Below are 15,776 nucleotides of genomic sequence, written 5' to 3' on the forward strand. Positions count from 1 at the left end.
GAAAAAGGGCTTCGGTTTGCTATACGTGAAGGCGGTCACACCGTCGGCGCGGGTGTCATTTCCGAGGTATTGGAGTAAAAATGGCAACTGTTCAGGGACAAAAAATACGAATTCGGCTCAAGGCATACGACAGCCGGGTGCTGGACAACTCCGTTAAGGAGATTGTGAACACGGCACGAAACACCGGTGCAAGAGTGATAGGGCCGATTCCGCTGCCCACAAGGATCAACAAGTGGACAGTTCTACGTTCGCCGCATGTGGACAAGAAATCCCGCGAACAGTTTGAAGTAAGAACGCATAAAAGGATACTCGACATCATGGACCCGACATCGGCAACGGTTGATGCTCTTATGGAGCTGGATCTGTCATCGGGCGTTGATATCGAGATAAAGCTGTAGGGTTGTCATGATTGGTTTATTAGGCAGAAAAGTCGGAATGACGCAGGTCTTCAGTGAAAAAGGGGACTGCATTCCAGTAACGGTTCTCCAGATGGGGGAATGTCGAACGGTTGAAGTAAAGACCGTCGATAAACATGGATACAACGCGATCCAGCTCGGATTCGACGAGATCAGGAAAAAGGACAAAAAGAAGGTTCAAAAGCCGATCATGGGGCATTTCAAGAAGGCTGATCTCAAGCCTATGAAAATTCTCAGGGAGTTTCGACTGGATGACGTGGAAGGTTTTAACCCAGGCAAGAAAGTTACTGTAGATATTTTCGAGGATGGTGAAAAGGTCATCGTCGGAAGCGTTTCCAAAGGGCGCGGATTTGCTGGCGTATTTAAAAGGCACGGGTTCGGTGGCCAATCGGCAACAAGGGGAACGCACGAACAGTTCCGCCATGGCGGTTCGATAGGAAACCATACTGAGCCTGCGCGTGTAGTCAAGGGGCGAAAAATGGCAGGCCACATGGGGAACAAGAGAGTGACTATGCTGAACCAGAGAATATTCAAGGTTTTAAAGGAAGAGAATGTAATACTCCTCGTAGGAGGGGTTCCCGGACCAAACGGCGGGGTTGTTGAAATCATTAAAAGCAATCGACATGCAGCGAAGAAGAATTAAAAAATGCCAAAACTTGATGTAATTGATAAATCGAAAAAGGTCGTAAAGAGCATAGACCTGTCAGACGCCGTTTTTGCGGCTGAGATAAAGGAGCCTCTTGTTCATCAGGTTGTTGTTGCCCAGCTGGCAGGCGCCAGGGCAGGGACGCATTCAACCAAGACTCGCGATGAAGTTCGCGGCGGCGGCAAGAAGCCGTGGAGGCAGAAGGGCACCGGTAACGCAAGAGCAGGCTCCAGGCGAAGCCCGCTTTGGCGCGGTGGCGCGATTATCTTCGGGCCGAAACCGCGTGACTATTCCAAGGATGTAAACAAGAAGATGAAACGCTCGGCCATCAACTCAGCGCTTTCAAACCTTGTCGCTGAAAAACGGCTGTTGGTTGTCGATTCCCTTGCCATGGAAAGCATAAAAACAAAAGAAGCCGCTGGCTATCTGAAGAAAATTGACGGCAGGTCGCCGTGTCTGGTTATTCACGGAGATGGATGTGAGAATTTCACCAGGTCTGTTGCGAATATGCCGGATGTAAAGACGATATACACCGCAGGGCTTAACGTATATGATCTTTTATGCGCCGAAGTGGTCATTTGCACCAGTGACGCTATAAAAACAATTGAAGAGAGGCTTTCGAAATGAACGGCTCCGAATATTTCAACATAATCAAAAAACCGCTTTTAACCGAGAAAGCCACGGATTTGCGCGACTTTAACAACAAGATAGCTTTTGAAGTGGATCCAAGGGCAAACAAGGCGATGATTACAGAAGCGATTGAGAAGATCTTCAACGTTAAGGTCGAAAAGGTAAATATAATCAACACGGCATCCAAACCAAAAAGGCTTGGAAGGTACGCCGGTGTTCGAGGCGGATTTAAAAAAGCGATAGTCTCCCTTAAAGAAGGGAAGAAGATCGACATATTTGAGAGGGTAATCTAATGGCAGGATTTGTAATTACCAAACCTACGTCGCCGGGACGACGCCATCAGAAGATGAATTCAAGGGTAGACCTTGACGCAAAAAAACCTGAGAAGAAACTTACCTCCGGTAAAAAGAGAATTGACGGCAGAAACCATGCCGGCCGCATTACAATGCGTTTCAGGGGTGGCGGACACAAACGTAAATATCGCCTGATTGATTTCAAGCGAAATAAGGATGGAATACCGGCGGTAGTGGAAGCTATTGAGTATGACCCAAACAGATCGTCACGCATAGCACTGGTGCTTTATGCAGACGGCGAGAGGCGATATATTATTGCGCCCGACCTGCTCAATGCCGGCGATAAGGTATCCTCTGGCGAAAACGCGGAGATCAGGCCAGGTTGCACCATCCCGTTGGCGAAAATACCGGTAGGTACATTTGTACACGCGATCGAGCTTAGGCCCGGAAAGGGAGCACAGCTTGTACGGAGCGCGGGCGGTTCGGCACAGCTTCTTGGAAAAGAGGGTGACAAGGCGATCATTAAGCTTACCTCCGGCGAGGTAAGGCTTATTCCTCTTGCATGCAGGGCGACGATCGGCGTAGTCGGTAATCAGAACCATAACAACGAGAAGATCGGCAAGGCCGGAAAAAATCGATGGCTTGGAAATAAACCGCACAACAGAGGGGTAACAATGAACCCTGTAGACCATCCGCACGGCGGTGGTGAAGGAAGAACATCCGGCGGACGTCACCCATGTACGCCATGGGGAATCCCTACTAAAGGCTATAAGACAAGGAAGAAGAGAAATCCTTCCAGCAAGATGATAATCAAGAGGAGGAAGAAATAATGTCACGCTCCTTGAAAAAAGGTCCGTTTATCGACAAGAAACTTGAAGAGAAGATCACTAAAGCCGCGCAGTCTCAGAATAAAAAGGTCATAAAGACCTGGTCGAGACGAAGCACGATCACTCCTGACTTTGTAGGTCAGACCTTGGCAATTCATAATGGGCGAAAATTCCTTCCAATTTTCATGACTGAGAATATGGTCGGTCACAAGCTTGGGGAGTTTGCACCTACAAGGACATTCAGGACACATCCTGTAAAGAAATAGTCTCAGGTCAGGAGATATCCTCTCCTGGCCTCTTTTTTTCTCATCTTTCCTGAATCTGCGCTCAACTTTTCGCTTGTTTAGAATTACCAATATTGTAGCAGACCTCCAAGTAATCAAGGGGCCGCTTAAGAGATATAAAATATTCTAGCTAGAACATTGATAATACATGCGTTAACGCTCCTTACTTTGGCATGTTCGTTGCTTATTCACCTTGTAGGAGAATTTATGCAGGCAATAAAAAAACGGGACAACCTGATTTATCTAGTCAAGGAGAGTGAGAGGCGTATTCCTCGAAAAGGGGTCGGAATAGCTCTCCTGCTGCTCATTTTGGGATTCGGTTACCTGTTATCGGTAAATTTGAAGTATGACGCAGAGGCGGCGAGGGAAAAGCGGCATGCATCTCAAAACAGTTCCGATGAAAATTTTCCAGTTATCAAATCTCACAGTACAGATGATGAAAGAGGGATTACGAGGAATTCTCCCGAACATTCGGATAAAAGTATCTTTTTTACAAAAAGCTCGAAATCTGCAAGCACCAGCGCTGTTTTAAAATTGTGGGGTTACGGAATTCCACTCGATAAGAGCGAAAGATTCACATTTTCTAGAATTGCCGGTGAGAGAGGATTGAAATGCCAGCTAGTGAACATGAAATTGGAAAGAATACTGAAGCTTGGCTATCCGACGATTTTTGAAGTGAAAGATGGGAAGAAACAGGGATATGTTGCTGTAGTAGGCGTTTGGGGGAAAAAAATGTATACCGATGCCACTACAGGGAGATGGGTAGAGAAAGACTGGCTTATCAAATACTGGAGTGGCAATGCGTATATCTTCTGGAAAGATATTCGGGAAATAAAAAATAATTTAAAAAGGGGTGATAAAGGGGGAGATGTAAGCTGGTTGCAGGAAGCTCTCAGTGAAATCGGGTATTCAGGGAGAGGAGTGACTTCGTATTTCGGAAAAGATACGGAAAAATCCCTCATCCTCTTCCAGTCGGCAAATCTCCTGGATGGGACCGGTGAATTGGATGATCCTACAAAAATGATCCTGTATAAGCTCACGGGAAACCATGAAACGCCAGCAATGGTAATCCCGGCGAATTGAGTAAAAATCTGGCAGACATGGAACGCAAGGCGAATTAACAGGAAATTCCGCCGTTCTGTTAGAATCATCCTATGAATCCTGGATTTTCACTATCAGGCCCCCTGTTAGCGATAGTTATCCTTTCTTTGATATTTCTCCCCGATATCTTTTCAACGTGCCGGTTCGGAGCGCGTCCATGGAATACGGCATTCGCTGTTGAGGGGAAAACTTCGGAAGCAAATATAAACCTTGAAGGGATTGTTTATCACTCTGATAAAGAAAAGCGATCGGCTACTATCAGGCTGGCAGGGGAGAAAGATGCCAGGGTGTACAGGATTGGCGACGATTTAAGAAAATACAAGTTGTTACGAATTGAAGAGTCGAGTGTGACGCTTTATGATGGGGATCAGCTGAGAATTTTACGAATTGAACCGGTTGTCATAGATATTTCCGGCAACTAGGTCCTGCGCAGGGAGTTAGCTCTCTTTGCCGGTCAGTTTGTCCTTGATCCCCTCAAGAAGCCGATCTATCCCTTCACCAGATTTTGCGGAAACAGCCAATGCGTCATACCGTTTGCACTGCGCCAGAACTTCTTCGCTGTCCATTCTATCCGCTTTGTTGAATACGGTCAGTGACGGAATTTCAACAAGCCCGATATCATGAAGGATCTTTTTGCTCGTTTCAATGTGATCGCTAAAGTTGGGATTTGAAACATCGACCAGGTTGATTATCAGATCGGATTCGGACAGTTCCTCAAGTGTGGCACGAAATACGCCGACTATCGATTCGGGCATGTTGCGAATCAGGCCGACTGTATCGCCGATTACCGCGGCAGGTTCCCCGTCGGGGAGGCGCAGTTTTCTTACCGACGGATCAAGCGTTGCGAACAGAAGGTCTTCCGTGTAGAGAGTGCTTCCGGTCAAGCGGTTGACCAGTGTCGATTTCCCGGCATTCGTATAGCCGATAACTGAAACAATTTTTGCTCCTGCGGATACCCTCGATTTTCTCAGCAGTTCTCTTCGCCCTTTTAATACGTTCAGTTCCTTCTCAAGACGGGCGATCCTGGTTTGAAGATGTCGTCGTAATACTTCAGCGGTTGTCTGTCCCGGACCACGAAGCCCGATACCGCCTCGTATTCGGGAGAGAGCGCTCTCCTTGGCGCCGAGCCTAGGGAGGAGGTAACGCATTTTGGCAAGCGATACGCGAACCTTTCCGTCTCTGCTTTGTGCTCTCTTCTCGAAAATCCCGAGGATAAGCTGAGATCTATCCATGACTTCAATGTCAGTGAAATCCGCTATAGATTTTAGCTGGGATGCGGTGAGCTCCGTATCGAAAATGACAAGATCGATCCCATGCGCAAGGGCGTTTATCATGAACTCTTCCAGTTTCCCTTTGCCCATGAGGTATTTCGGATCTATCTGGTCTCTTCTCTGCGTTATCCGGTCTGCAACTGCTATCCCGGCTGTTCTCGCGAGTTCCGCCAGTTCATCCAGTGAAAAATCCATGCTCTCCTGGCTGGAATTCGAGACGTGGATGAGCATCGCCTTCTGCCCAGTCTTGACGGCGTAGGGAGCGGCGACCGTTTCTAGATCGGTCTCTATTTGGCTGATAAGACCCTGAAAAAGGGAGTCTGTTTCCTCAAAGGATGACGGGCCATGTATGGTGTGAGGTTCCTTTTCACCGGGATTCAGATGTGCGAGGTAGGTTTGGCCAGGTGAGCCGTCATGAAGAATGTTCGCAACAACGACCATATCCAATCTTAGAAGTGCCAGGTCGTTGAGATCGTCTCTTGTTACCCCTTCGTCTTTCAGATGGGTATGGATAAGCCTTAAACCTGAAAGCCGTTTCTGACCGGTTCGTTTAACATCAATTTCAGGGATGACTATCTGTCTGTCGTTGCCGATTATTACATGCGTGATTTTCCCTTTTCTGTTTACGAGAATTCCCACCTGCCTGTTCAGCTCTTTTGATATTTTGGTGATATACAGGAGGAGCTCATTCGTAATCAGTTTTCCAGCGGGGATCTTTCTGCCGTAAAGACGTTCGAGTCCCTTGCGGGACGCCGCCCTTAAACCGCCAGTATTCCCGTATAGTGTGTGAGCTATTGTTTTTTCTTATCCAGCGGTTTTGTTGTTGCTTCCAGTCTCCAGCCTGTGCCGAGGCTCCAGAAGGATTCCAGTTGCCATTCGAATCGTCTGGTAAAGGCGATATAAGCGGCGGCAACTTCCTCAATATCTGCCGGTCCTATCAGGACAAATGGAGCATCGGTTTTCTGTTCCGGTATGTGCGCGAGAGAAATATTTCCGGCCTTGCCGTTGGAATCGGTATTTATCATTACTATCCCGTCATATCTCTTCATAAGAAGTTCCTTCTGGATAATATCTTCCGTGATTTTGGCATCGTCGATATAGGTATGTATGAAGGTCGATCCGGATAGGTCGAGGTGGCCAAGCTGTAATTGGCGCACTTCCGGGTAGATTATTGACTCCTTTGTCCCTGCAATCACTTCGATGATCTTTCCTTCTCTGTCGACAAGGACGCCTGCTTGTCTCTTTAGCGATTTGGTCAGGCTTGTTAAAACCGAAACGATTTCGGCGGTCGCCGGTATTCCAGGGGGCAACTTGAATTCGTACAGATCTTCAAGTTTTTTGATTTGACCATCATCAAGGTCCCCAGTGTCCCCGGTTATTTTTTTGACAAATTCGGGCTCTTCGAGTTTCCATACGATAGATTGATAGTATTTTTCATTCTCTTCAAAATTACGAGGACCAGATACTGAAACCGGTGATTCCTTGTCGCTGGTAAGATGCGCCATAAATAGTTTTCCGGGGGTGCCGTCTGGAAACTGTTCTACAACAATGACCGCGTCAAGTCTGAGAAAGTTAAGGTCCACAAGGTCATTTGTGGTTATGCCTTCCCCCACGGCGCCCGTACGTATCAGGCGATACCCTGAGAGTTGCAGATTGCCGACCCTCTTCAAAGGTATTTCCGGTATCAGGATCCGTTTTTCATCCCCTGCAATAAGGTGGGTAATGTTGTTCTCCCTGTCAATCAATACGCCGAGGCGTATACTCAGCTGGTGCGATAACCTTGTCATGAGACGCAAGGTTTCATCAGTAACCGGTATTTTTCGGGATACCCCTTCCATCATTCTTTTATGCAGTATCGAGTATCTCTTTTCGAGTTCGCTTCCTGTCAGCGGGCCGATCGTTATCAACGGGGTAAAGTTTTTCAGGCTGAAATGCGAAAGGTAAAGTTTGTCAGCTTCTTCGTCTGGCGAGATATGTATGGTTATAAGCGCGTCCAGTCTTTTTTCAAGAAGGGCGCTCAGGCTTTTATCGTCGACCCCTTTGCCGTCGAACTGGGTTTTTATCAGGCGATAGCCCGAGAGACCCATGTCGCCAACTTTTATGTCGGGGATATCAGGTATCGGAAACCCATTTTCATCTCCAAGCATGATGTCGGTAATGTTTCCGTTTCTGTCCACCAGGTACCCGACCTCTTTCTTATATTTTTTGGATATTTCGGAAAGTATGAACGCCGTTTGGGGGAGGAAAGGTTTTCCTGCGGGGACATTGGAAAGCTGTATGCTCTCCAACTTTTCTTTCTCTGCGTTGCCTATCCCCTGGAGCGAGCCGTGTATCGCAACCTTATTTTCCTTCTTTGGCTTGGCAAGAGGGTAGATGGAGCGGTAAATGCCATCTATTTCGCTGAATGTCTTTTTGTGCAAAAGCACATATTTTGTTTTGTCTTTGGGATCCGGATACGCGAATGAAACGTTTGCCGTACCACCTTCGGCAAGCGGCCTGACAGAGGCAAAAACATCAAGCCCAAGGAAAGAGAATTTCTCTATGTACTCCTTTGTCAATCCGCCGGAGCCGATGTTGGTCTGAATAAACCTGTAGCCTGCTAGAGGTTTTTCGCCGGTCGGTCTGGAAGGTATCCATGGGGGAAGTATCCCGGACGCAGTGCCGACGGCGACGTGTGTCACAGTCCCATCGCTGGTGATAAATATCCCGGTTTCCCTGTTTATCTTCTTTGCGATATTGATCAAATGTACAGCCGTGTTTTCGTTAACGACCATCCCGGACGGAACCTTGGCGGCGTAAAGCTGTTCGAGTTTCTGAATTATCTCTATATCAACCCCTTCAGTATTGCCGTATATCGTCCTGTCCTGGGGCCGCCATTCGTAAAGACTGCGCAGGTTCCTGATATGCAGAGGGCTGATCTTTCTCAGGTCGCCGTGGATCTCGGGCGTGGACGGATATTGGTTCAGCAGGATGCTGACCATGGACGACCCTATTGAAGTTCCCATTGATTCTATAGAGGTCATCCGTGAAGATTCCGTGGAAGCATGTTGTGCAGCGACGGCGTATGATCCGTTTGTGCTTACCGAGCTTGAGTAGTTTATCCCGTGGGATCGAACATCCCGGAGGTTGAACGATACCGAAATAGAGTTGAGGTAGCCGGTAACGCTTCCGGTATGCGAATCGTAGGATATTGGCGAGATGCTATAGCCTGTAATGGTTCCGGAGATCACGCAATCGGCCATCTGCTGCGGAACGACCTTCAGTCGCCCGTCCTGGTTTAATTTTTGAATAATGCCACGGGTTATTGGCGCTTCAATGTTGGGTTCGAATGTATCGTTTTCAAAGACGTCAACCGCAACGGTTCGGATCTCCTCGGGGAGGCCGGTTGCTTGGCCGACCATTCTGTACCCGCAACTGTGGGCAGAGAGCGGTGTCACAAGGGATAGCAGGAATATGATTTGGATTCTTTTAAAGTTCAACTCTTATGAATCTCCAGCTGTGCAGGCGAGGTGGGGGAGTTTTCCCCTATTTCCGATCGGCTCCGTGCAAAATTCAAAAATTTCATCCGGTTATAATAACAGAAATGCCAATTTAACAGTGACTTTACCGCTTGTATCCACTATTCTTTTCCGATGCAGGAATTAAGGGAGTTTTCCACAATTCAGGTCATTGCCGTTATGGCTTTGCCGCTGGTGTTGGCCATAGTTTTGCACGAGATAGCGCATGGCTATATGGCTTTTTTAAAAGGGGACAACACGGCGAAACTAATGGGACGGCTGACGCTCAATCCCGTCAGGCACATTGACCCTTTCGGCACGGTTTTAATGCCTTTGCTGTTCTTTTATTCGACAGGGATGCTCTTCGCTTTCGCAAAACCTGTTCCGGTAAATTTCATGAACCTCCACAGACCGAAGGAGGATATGGTATGGGTCGCCGCGGCTGGTCCTTTAATCAATTTTATTCTCGCCGTCCTCAGCGCGTTGGCGCTCAAGGTTATCGGGATATTTTCCTCGAATGTGAACCTCTACATCGAATTCATAAACCAGAGGCTGATGCCGCCTGAATATTCGCCGATCATTTTTCCTCTTGTCGGGATGTTCTACTTTTCGGTGATACTGAATGTGGTTCTGGCTGTAATCAATCTTATTCCTATCCCACCGGCATACGGAGGGAGGATCGTTGTCGGTTTGCTCCCGCAAAGGGAGTCGGATATCTACGCCGGCATCGAGAGCGTCGGCCTTATACTTATCATTGCCGTGCTCATGTTCAATCCGTTCGGGATCACGCATGGTGTGATTTGGCCCATTATAGAAACAATTGTAGGACTGCTCATATGAAGAAAAGAGTATTAAGCGGAATGCAGTCGTCCGGGAAACTCCATCTTGGGAACCTTCTCGGCGCGCTGGAGAACTGGGTCTCAATGCAGGAGGAGTATGACTGCTTTTATTTCGTTGCCGACTGGCATTCGTTAAGCTCCAACTATGAAGACACGAAGGAACTGCAGGGGAACCTTGTCGACATGGGCATCAACTGGCTGGCGGCTGGGTTGAATCCCGAAAAGTCCACGCTTTTCATTCAGTCGTTAATCCCCCAGCACGCGGTGCTTTATGTGCTCCTCGGGATGATAACTCCGATCCCGTGGCTTGAGAGGGTACCTTCATACAAGGAGAAGATGGAGAACGTGAAGGACAGGAACCTGCATACTCACGGATTCCTCGGCTATCCCGTTCTGCAGGCGGCGGATATTATTCTCTACATGGCCGATTTCGTCCCAGTGGGGATAGACCAAGTTCCGCATCTTGAGCTAACCCGGGAGATAGTGCGCCATTTCCATGAGCTTTACAAAACGAAGGTATTCGTGGAGCCTCAGCCGAAGATGGCTGAAGTAAAGAAACTGCCGGGGCTCGACGGAAGGAAGATGAGCAAAAGCTACGGCAACGCGATCTTCCTGTCCGATACACCGCAGGAGCGGGCGAAAAAGGTCTCGATGATAGTGACAGACCCGGCAAGAGTAAGGCGGGACGATAAGGGGAACCCCGAAGTATGCAATGTCTTCAGTTTCCACAAGGTCTTCACGAAGAGCGCCAGAGTGAGTGAGATAGACGGCGATTGCAGATCGGCGAAGATAGGATGCGTAGACTGCAAAAAGGAACTCGCCTCGAATCTGGCGAATTACATGGCGCCGTTCGATGAAAGGCGGAAGGAGTACGAAGGGAAACGGCGGGACGTGCTGGATATCCTGCATGAAGGGACGCTTAAGGCGCGAGTAGTGGCGGCGGACACGCTTGCCAGAGCGGAAGAGGCGGTGGGGATAGCAATACCTAAATCCTGATCCATCCATTGCTCCATGCCGATCACGAAAGGATGGCTTTCAGCGCACTCTCCTGAATCTCTCTACACAGCTTTTCGTTTTTTACGGTAACCGATACCGAACAGCCTCCCATCCAGCATCGTGCTTATCCTGTAGATCGAGTAGAGTAGAAAAACCATATGCGCTCCACCTGCCGCCACGATGGGAGGTATTTTTCCGCCGTGACCCATCGATACGCCCATTGAAAAGAAGAACCAGAAGGTGAATCCAAGAGCGATGCCTATCGTTACCCCTACAAGCGCACCAGATGTTTTTCCGGTCTTTATCGAAAAGGGGATAGATATGAACGCCATAACAAGGCATATCAGGGGGAATGTGATCTTTATATACATGTCTACGGAGTAGCGCGTATGGTCATACCCCGCGCGCTTTATCTTTTTTACATATTGCCGCATCTCCTGGAAATTCATCTCCTGCGGAAGTTTCTCGGCTTCCTTGAGTTCTTCCATTTTTACCGAAGGAGGGTAGGTCTTTGCTTTGAATATTTCCTCGGTATAATTTCCGCCAGGATCAAATTTTCTTTCATACCCATCCCGGAAAAGCCAGTTTCCCTCCTTTATCTCGGCGGTTTTGGCCTTCACGATCGTGCCGAAGTAGGTCTTGTCCGGGGCAAATTCCATTACCATCACGTCAAACAGCTTTTCAGTTTTAATATCGAGGAAATTGATGTTCCATATTTTCCCATCCTCGGATTTGATCCATAACTTATCCTGCTTTATTGTCCCTTTTTCCGTGTGCCTCTTTATCTGATGTTTGAAAATGTGTCTCGCTGTTTTCCATGAGTTCGGAAGAAGCATTTCCCCGTTAACGAATACAAGAATGGATATAAGGAATGACGCGATAAGCACCGATGCGGTGATCCTCCATACCGAAAGGCCGGCAGAGAAGAGGATTATAACCTCCCTTGTCCTTGAAATTAGCGAGAAGGTGAGTATGCTCCCGATCAGTACGGCGAGCGGCGTCATGTTGAATACCGCTTCGGGGATCCTCAGCAGAAAGTATTGGCCGATAAGTTTTGCGGGAGCTTTGTGCGCTACGAAGTCGTCGATGAGATCGAAAAAGGTGATAACCATGAAAAGGGTAACAAGCGTCAGGAATGTGTAAATGAACATCCTGATGAATATTGAGAGTATGAAGCGGTCTATGATTTTCATTGCGGCTACTCTATTGGTATTGTCGCCTTTGCGATGGCGCCTTTGCCCCCTGCGTTGTTTTCAAGCGTCAGTTTTCCTTCATGGTCGCGGATTATCTTCAGCGAGATGACAAGACCGAGGCCGGTCCCCTCCTTTTTGGAGGTATTGAACGGTGTAAACAGATTTTTCAGTATTTCAGCCGGTATCCCCGGCCCTTCGTCTATTACCATGACGTCCATCATACTCCTCTTTTTCCCCCCTTGCGTTGCCGTGAGCGGAGCCAGAGATGTTCTGGTTTTCAAGGTTATCCTCCCCCCTTTTGGCGACATTTCGATGCTGTTCTTCGCCAGATTGAGGAATACCTGCTTGAGCCTGTCGGGATCCCCCTTTATCTCGGGGAGGCTCGGGTCGTAGTCCCTGATAATCGCCAGGTTCCTCTGAGAGAATTGCGCCTCCAGCAGTTTGATGGTTTCATCGAGTACGCGGTGTATATTCGTTTCCATCCTTCTCGGTTTCTTATCCGAACCGAGGACGAGGAGCTCGTTCACAAGAAGGTTTATCCTGTCGGTTTCATTGATTATCAGCTCGCTGTATTCCGAAAGGTCGCTGTGGCTTCGCCCTATAAGCTGGGCGGCTCCCCTTATGCCGCCAAGCGGATTCTTTATCTCGTGCGCCAGACCGGCGGCCATAAGGGAGAGGATCCCTATCTTGCTCTCCTTCTCAACCTCCGCGTTCAGCTCGCTCTTCCCGGCTACCGTGCGTATTATGAATATCGCCCCCACGCTCCCTTCGCCGTAATCAATGGAGTTTATTGCCACCTCGGCGGGGATGCCTTTCCTCTCGGTAAATTCCAGAATGTAGTCGTAGTTTGTATATGTGACCCCTTTATTGAAAAAATCCTCAAGCCTTCGCGTGATCTCCGGGTTCGATTTGAAAATTTCCCCCGCTTCCGGCATGTTGGAAAGAGCCACACCATCTTTTGCTGAGAGGTTCCCGGTTCCGAGGATCGCCTCAAAGGCGGGATTGGCGAACATGAGCCGGAGCCCCGGCGCAAATATGGCGACTCCGTCCGGGTAGGAGAGGAGAATTTTTTCCGCATTCATCGGGACATTATAAACGCACCGCACAGGTAATCGCGATACGGAGATTGCGAGGGGAACTGCGCGCCGGTTTTCAGTCTATTTTCGTCTTTCGCCGGATTTGTAGAGATGGTTGGCGTCGACCGCAGTCGTTTTTTCCTTTCCCTGCGCGTAAATGTATAAGGAGGGGGCAAACGGGCAGTCTGCCGGTTTTATCGTGGCTGGAAATTGAAAAAGAGTTGGAGTGACGCTCAGGTTTATGTGATATAAGAGCGTGATGTTCAAACCGATAAGAAGGCTTTATGACTGGGTTCTCCACTGGGCGAACACCCCATACGGGCTCCCCGCGCTCTGCATTCTCGCCTTCGCGGAGTCGTCTTTCTTCCCGATACCCCCCGACCCGCTTCTCATGGCGCTAGCGATAGGGATCCCGGCGATGGGGATACGATACGGCCTCTACTGCACACTCTATTCAGTGCTGGGCGGGGTGCTGGGATACGGCATCGGGATGTTTCTGATGGAGTCGGTCGGGTTCCGCATACTCGAATTCTACGGCGTGATGGACAAGTATGAGGTCATCAAGGAGCTTTACCAGAAGTACGACGCGTGGGCGGTCGGCCTGGCTGGGCTTACGCCGCTTCCATACAAGGTATTCACCATCGCCGCCGGTGCGTTCGATATAAACTTCGTTGTTTTTGTATTAGCGTCGTTCGCGTCGAGGGGTTTGCGGTTCGTTGCCATTGGCGCGCTGATATGGAAATTCGGCAGCGGCATCCGCGATTTCATTGATAAATATTTCGAGTTGCTCACTGTCGCTTTCGCTGTTCTCCTCGTCGGCGGATTTTTACTCATAAAAGTCCTCCTGTAACTCCCTTTTTTGTCATTCCCGTGAAGACGGGAATCCAGTAAGCATGTACTCCCTTGGGAGAAGTAAGGAACACAGGGGAGGGTGATGGGATAGGGGAGAGCGTCTGCCGCTGGAGCTTGTTGTGGCTACATTCAGGCTTGCGCCTCACCCCGCCGAGCGGAATAACCTTTTGTCTTGCATATCCCAATTAATACTCTTTCCTCAATGCACAACTGAGTGTATTCCTTTTCCATGGTCGCCAAGAGAAACATCCTTCATGGGTGGTACACCTGTCATATGAACCGGGCATGATGGCAAATTTGTCGTTTCGGTATTAAATGTGGTAAAAGGATATGTTAGGGGTTGAAATATACATGCAGATTATTAATGACGCAGATGTCCATGTAATTTGCGTTGGACGCATTGGGATGGGAATATACCGCTCGGCATATTAACGAAATGGGGATGGGTTGCATGGGTGCTTTTATATTTCGCGCTGCGTTGCTTCTCTTGGTGTGTATCCTTTTGCCTTCGTCTTCGACCCTTGCGGCCAATAAAGGTGTGCCAGTATTCCAAATCGTTACGGAGGATCTCCCCCCCTACAGCTACAATGAGAACGGGAAGGTTGTCGGCCTTTGCGCAGAAATCGTGCGGGAGATGCTGGCGCGTCTCGACCATCCCGACACCATAAAGATATACTCATGGTCCCGTGCCTACAATCTGACATTGAATAACAGCGAGTATGCCATTTTCTCTGCCATCAGGCTTGAAACAAGGGAAAAGCTTTTCAAGTGGGTAGGGCCGCTGGTAACCGATAGAAGCGTTTTCATAATGCGCAAAGGTGGCAGCATCAGCGTCAAGACATATGATGATGCGAAAAAAGTGAGAGCCATCGGCACCTACAAGGACGATTTTGCGGAAATGCATCTCAAGGAAAAAGGCTTCACCAATCTTGAGAGTGTTGTGGATGACAGACTGAACCTGAAAAAGCTAATTGCGGGAAGAATTGATCTGTGGTTCCAGTCCGAACTGGCAAGCGCCCATATCGCCCGCATGGAAGGGATGGATCACTTGGTGCAAATTGGCCCCTCCCTGAGGGAAGACCCGATGTATCTTGCTTTCAACAAGGATACGCCTGATGCGGAAATCGAACGCTGGCAGAAGGCGCTGGACAGTATCAAGGCCGATGGCACTCATGCCCGCATGTTGAAAAAATACTCGCTTGCTGAACCATAAGCGCATCTTTACTTCCGTCTTGCTGGGGCTTTGTCTCACGCTGCTCCATATCCCTGCCTCTGCCGATCCCGCCGACGGCAACGAATTCCAGCTGATGACCGAAGACTTGCCGCCATACAGCTACCTTGAAAACGAAAAGCCGTCCGGCCTTGCGGTCGAACTGGTGCGCGCCATCTGCAGGCGGATCGGTCATCCTGACAACATAAAAATTCATTCATGGGCCATTGCCTACGACCTTGCACGTTCACAGGACAATAGGATACTCTTTTCCACCGCCCGAACTCCTGACAGGGAAAATGTTTTCAAATGGGTGGGGCCAATCGTCCACGATAGACTTTTTTTCTTCGCGCGATCCGATTCGAAGCTTTCCATCCGCTCTCTTGACGATGCACGGGCGGTCAGGAAGATAGGGACATACAAGGACGATGTCGCAGAAAAATTCCTCATCGGGAAGGGCTTTACCAACCTCGATAGCGTCATGGCTGCCCCGTTGAATGCCAGAAAGCTTGCCGCGGGGAGAATAGACCTATGGATTGAGAACTTCATAACGGGACACGAGTCGGCGCGGCGGGCCGGGCTTGCGGGGAAAATTGTTCCGATCTTCGAGGTGTCCTCTTCTGATCTCTATATTGCTTTCAGCCG

Annotated in this window: 18 protein-coding genes; 14 read left to right on the forward strand and 4 right to left on the reverse strand. The window is 48.9% G+C overall.

Annotated elements, in window-relative coordinates; genetic code table 11:
- The 9 genes from OEY64_12380 to OEY64_12420 form a co-directional block, all read left to right on the forward strand.
- Positions 1–78: hypothetical protein (locus OEY64_12380; GenBank protein MDH5543744.1), on the forward strand; the 78-nt coding region annotated here is incomplete at its 5' end.
- A 2-nt stretch (positions 79–80) separates the two neighbouring features.
- The gene (rpsJ, locus tag OEY64_12385) at positions 81–398 is read left to right on the forward strand and encodes a 30S ribosomal protein S10 (protein MDH5543745.1); all 318 of its coding nucleotides are present in this window, start codon (positions 81–83) and stop codon (positions 396–398) included.
- 7 nt (positions 399–405) lie between these two features.
- Entirely contained in the window at positions 406–1,059 is a 654-nt protein-coding gene (rplC, locus tag OEY64_12390) for a 50S ribosomal protein L3 (GenBank protein ID MDH5543746.1), read from the forward strand.
- A 3-nt stretch (positions 1,060–1,062) separates the two neighbouring features.
- Positions 1,063–1,689: a 50S ribosomal protein L4 gene (gene rplD, locus OEY64_12395; protein ID MDH5543747.1), complete on the forward strand. Its 627-nt coding sequence runs from the start codon at positions 1,063–1,065 to the stop codon at positions 1,687–1,689.
- On the forward strand, positions 1,686–1,985 hold the full coding sequence (gene rplW / locus OEY64_12400) for a 50S ribosomal protein L23 (GenBank protein MDH5543748.1): 300 nt from the start codon (positions 1,686–1,688) through the stop codon (positions 1,983–1,985). The genes rplD and rplW overlap by 4 nt, the downstream gene beginning before the upstream one ends.
- Complete coding sequence (rplB, locus tag OEY64_12405; protein MDH5543749.1) at positions 1,985–2,815, forward strand: 50S ribosomal protein L2; 831 nt, start codon at positions 1,985–1,987, stop codon at positions 2,813–2,815. Before rplW ends, rplB begins: the two co-directional genes overlap by 1 nt.
- A complete protein-coding gene (rpsS, locus tag OEY64_12410) occupies positions 2,815–3,078 on the forward strand; it encodes a 30S ribosomal protein S19 (GenBank protein ID MDH5543750.1) in 264 nt (87 codons plus the stop codon). The genes rplB and rpsS overlap by 1 nt, the downstream gene beginning before the upstream one ends.
- Before the next feature lie 225 nt (positions 3,079–3,303).
- The gene (locus OEY64_12415) at positions 3,304–4,179 is read left to right on the forward strand and encodes a peptidoglycan-binding protein (GenBank protein ID MDH5543751.1); all 876 of its coding nucleotides are present in this window, start codon (positions 3,304–3,306) and stop codon (positions 4,177–4,179) included.
- A 71-nt stretch (positions 4,180–4,250) separates the two neighbouring features.
- Positions 4,251–4,619: a hypothetical protein gene (locus OEY64_12420; GenBank protein ID MDH5543752.1), complete on the forward strand. Its 369-nt coding sequence runs from the start codon at positions 4,251–4,253 to the stop codon at positions 4,617–4,619.
- A gap of 15 nt (positions 4,620–4,634) precedes the next feature.
- Here OEY64_12420 and hflX read toward each other — a convergent pair whose 3' ends face one another.
- Both hflX and lptE read right to left on the reverse strand, forming a co-directional pair.
- Complete coding sequence (gene hflX / locus OEY64_12425; GenBank protein MDH5543753.1) at positions 4,635–6,107, reverse strand: GTPase HflX; 1,473 nt, start codon at positions 6,105–6,107, stop codon at positions 4,635–4,637.
- Between the two features lie 152 nt (positions 6,108–6,259).
- Positions 6,260–8,869 carry an LPS assembly lipoprotein LptE gene (gene lptE, locus OEY64_12430; protein ID MDH5543754.1) on the reverse strand — a complete coding sequence of 870 codons (2,610 nt, stop codon included), beginning with the start codon at positions 8,867–8,869 and terminating at the stop codon, positions 6,260–6,262.
- Positions 8,870–9,100: 231 nt separating this feature from the next.
- Between lptE and OEY64_12435 the strand changes: the two genes are divergently transcribed.
- The gene (locus OEY64_12435) at positions 9,101–9,805 is read left to right on the forward strand and encodes a site-2 protease family protein (protein MDH5543755.1); all 705 of its coding nucleotides are present in this window, start codon (positions 9,101–9,103) and stop codon (positions 9,803–9,805) included.
- Positions 9,802–10,800, forward strand: coding sequence for a tryptophan--tRNA ligase (gene trpS, locus OEY64_12440; GenBank protein MDH5543756.1), 999 nt, complete (start codon positions 9,802–9,804; stop codon positions 10,798–10,800). The genes OEY64_12435 and trpS overlap by 4 nt, the downstream gene beginning before the upstream one ends.
- A gap of 62 nt (positions 10,801–10,862) precedes the next feature.
- Here trpS and lptG read toward each other — a convergent pair whose 3' ends face one another.
- On the reverse strand, positions 10,863–11,993 hold the full coding sequence (lptG, locus tag OEY64_12445) for an LPS export ABC transporter permease LptG (GenBank protein ID MDH5543757.1): 1,131 nt from the start codon (positions 11,991–11,993) through the stop codon (positions 10,863–10,865).
- Between the two features lie 5 nt (positions 11,994–11,998).
- The gene (locus OEY64_12450) at positions 11,999–13,075 is read right to left on the reverse strand and encodes an ATP-binding protein (GenBank protein ID MDH5543758.1); all 1,077 of its coding nucleotides are present in this window, start codon (positions 13,073–13,075) and stop codon (positions 11,999–12,001) included.
- 253 nt (positions 13,076–13,328) lie between these two features.
- Here OEY64_12450 and OEY64_12455 point away from each other — a divergent pair, with 253 nt between their 5' ends.
- From OEY64_12455 to OEY64_12465, 3 genes are all read left to right on the forward strand, one after another.
- On the forward strand, positions 13,329–13,919 hold the full coding sequence (locus OEY64_12455) for a DedA family protein (protein ID MDH5543759.1): 591 nt from the start codon (positions 13,329–13,331) through the stop codon (positions 13,917–13,919).
- A 540-nt stretch (positions 13,920–14,459) separates the two neighbouring features.
- Complete coding sequence (locus tag OEY64_12460) at positions 14,460–15,134, forward strand: transporter substrate-binding domain-containing protein (protein ID MDH5543760.1); 675 nt, start codon at positions 14,460–14,462, stop codon at positions 15,132–15,134.
- On the forward strand, positions 15,121–15,776 hold a 656-nt coding region (locus OEY64_12465; protein MDH5543761.1), incomplete at its 3' end, for a transporter substrate-binding domain-containing protein. The genes OEY64_12460 and OEY64_12465, both read left to right, overlap by 14 nt.

Source organism: Nitrospinota bacterium (assembly GCA_029881495.1).
GTDB lineage: Bacteria > Nitrospinota_A > UBA7883 > JACRGQ01 > JACRGQ01 > JAOUMJ01.

Coding starts and splice junctions, on each gene's coding strand:
- OEY64_12415 (MDH5543751.1), top strand. CDS start 3,304: ATGCAGGCAATAAAAAAACGGGACAACCTGATTTATCTAGTCAAGGAG.
- rplW (MDH5543748.1), top strand. CDS start 1,686: ATGAACGGCTCCGAATATTTCAACATAATCAAAAAACCGCTTTTAACC.
- OEY64_12420 (MDH5543752.1), top strand. CDS start 4,251: ATGAATCCTGGATTTTCACTATCAGGCCCCCTGTTAGCGATAGTTATC.
- rplD (MDH5543747.1), top strand. CDS start 1,063: ATGCCAAAACTTGATGTAATTGATAAATCGAAAAAGGTCGTAAAGAGC.
- rplC (MDH5543746.1), top strand. CDS start 406: ATGATTGGTTTATTAGGCAGAAAAGTCGGAATGACGCAGGTCTTCAGT.
- rpsJ (MDH5543745.1), top strand. CDS start 81: ATGGCAACTGTTCAGGGACAAAAAATACGAATTCGGCTCAAGGCATAC.
- lptE (MDH5543754.1), bottom strand. CDS start 8,869: ATGGTCGGCCAAGCAACCGGCCTCCCCGAGGAGATCCGAACCGTTGCG.
- OEY64_12450 (MDH5543758.1), bottom strand. CDS start 13,075: ATGAATGCGGAAAAAATTCTCCTCTCCTACCCGGACGGAGTCGCCATA.
- OEY64_12435 (MDH5543755.1), top strand. CDS start 9,101: ATGCAGGAATTAAGGGAGTTTTCCACAATTCAGGTCATTGCCGTTATG.
- rpsS (MDH5543750.1), top strand. CDS start 2,815: ATGTCACGCTCCTTGAAAAAAGGTCCGTTTATCGACAAGAAACTTGAA.
- lptG (MDH5543757.1), bottom strand. CDS start 11,993: ATGAAAATCATAGACCGCTTCATACTCTCAATATTCATCAGGATGTTC.
- rplB (MDH5543749.1), top strand. CDS start 1,985: ATGGCAGGATTTGTAATTACCAAACCTACGTCGCCGGGACGACGCCAT.
- trpS (MDH5543756.1), top strand. CDS start 9,802: ATGAAGAAAAGAGTATTAAGCGGAATGCAGTCGTCCGGGAAACTCCAT.
- OEY64_12455 (MDH5543759.1), top strand. CDS start 13,329: ATGTTCAAACCGATAAGAAGGCTTTATGACTGGGTTCTCCACTGGGCG.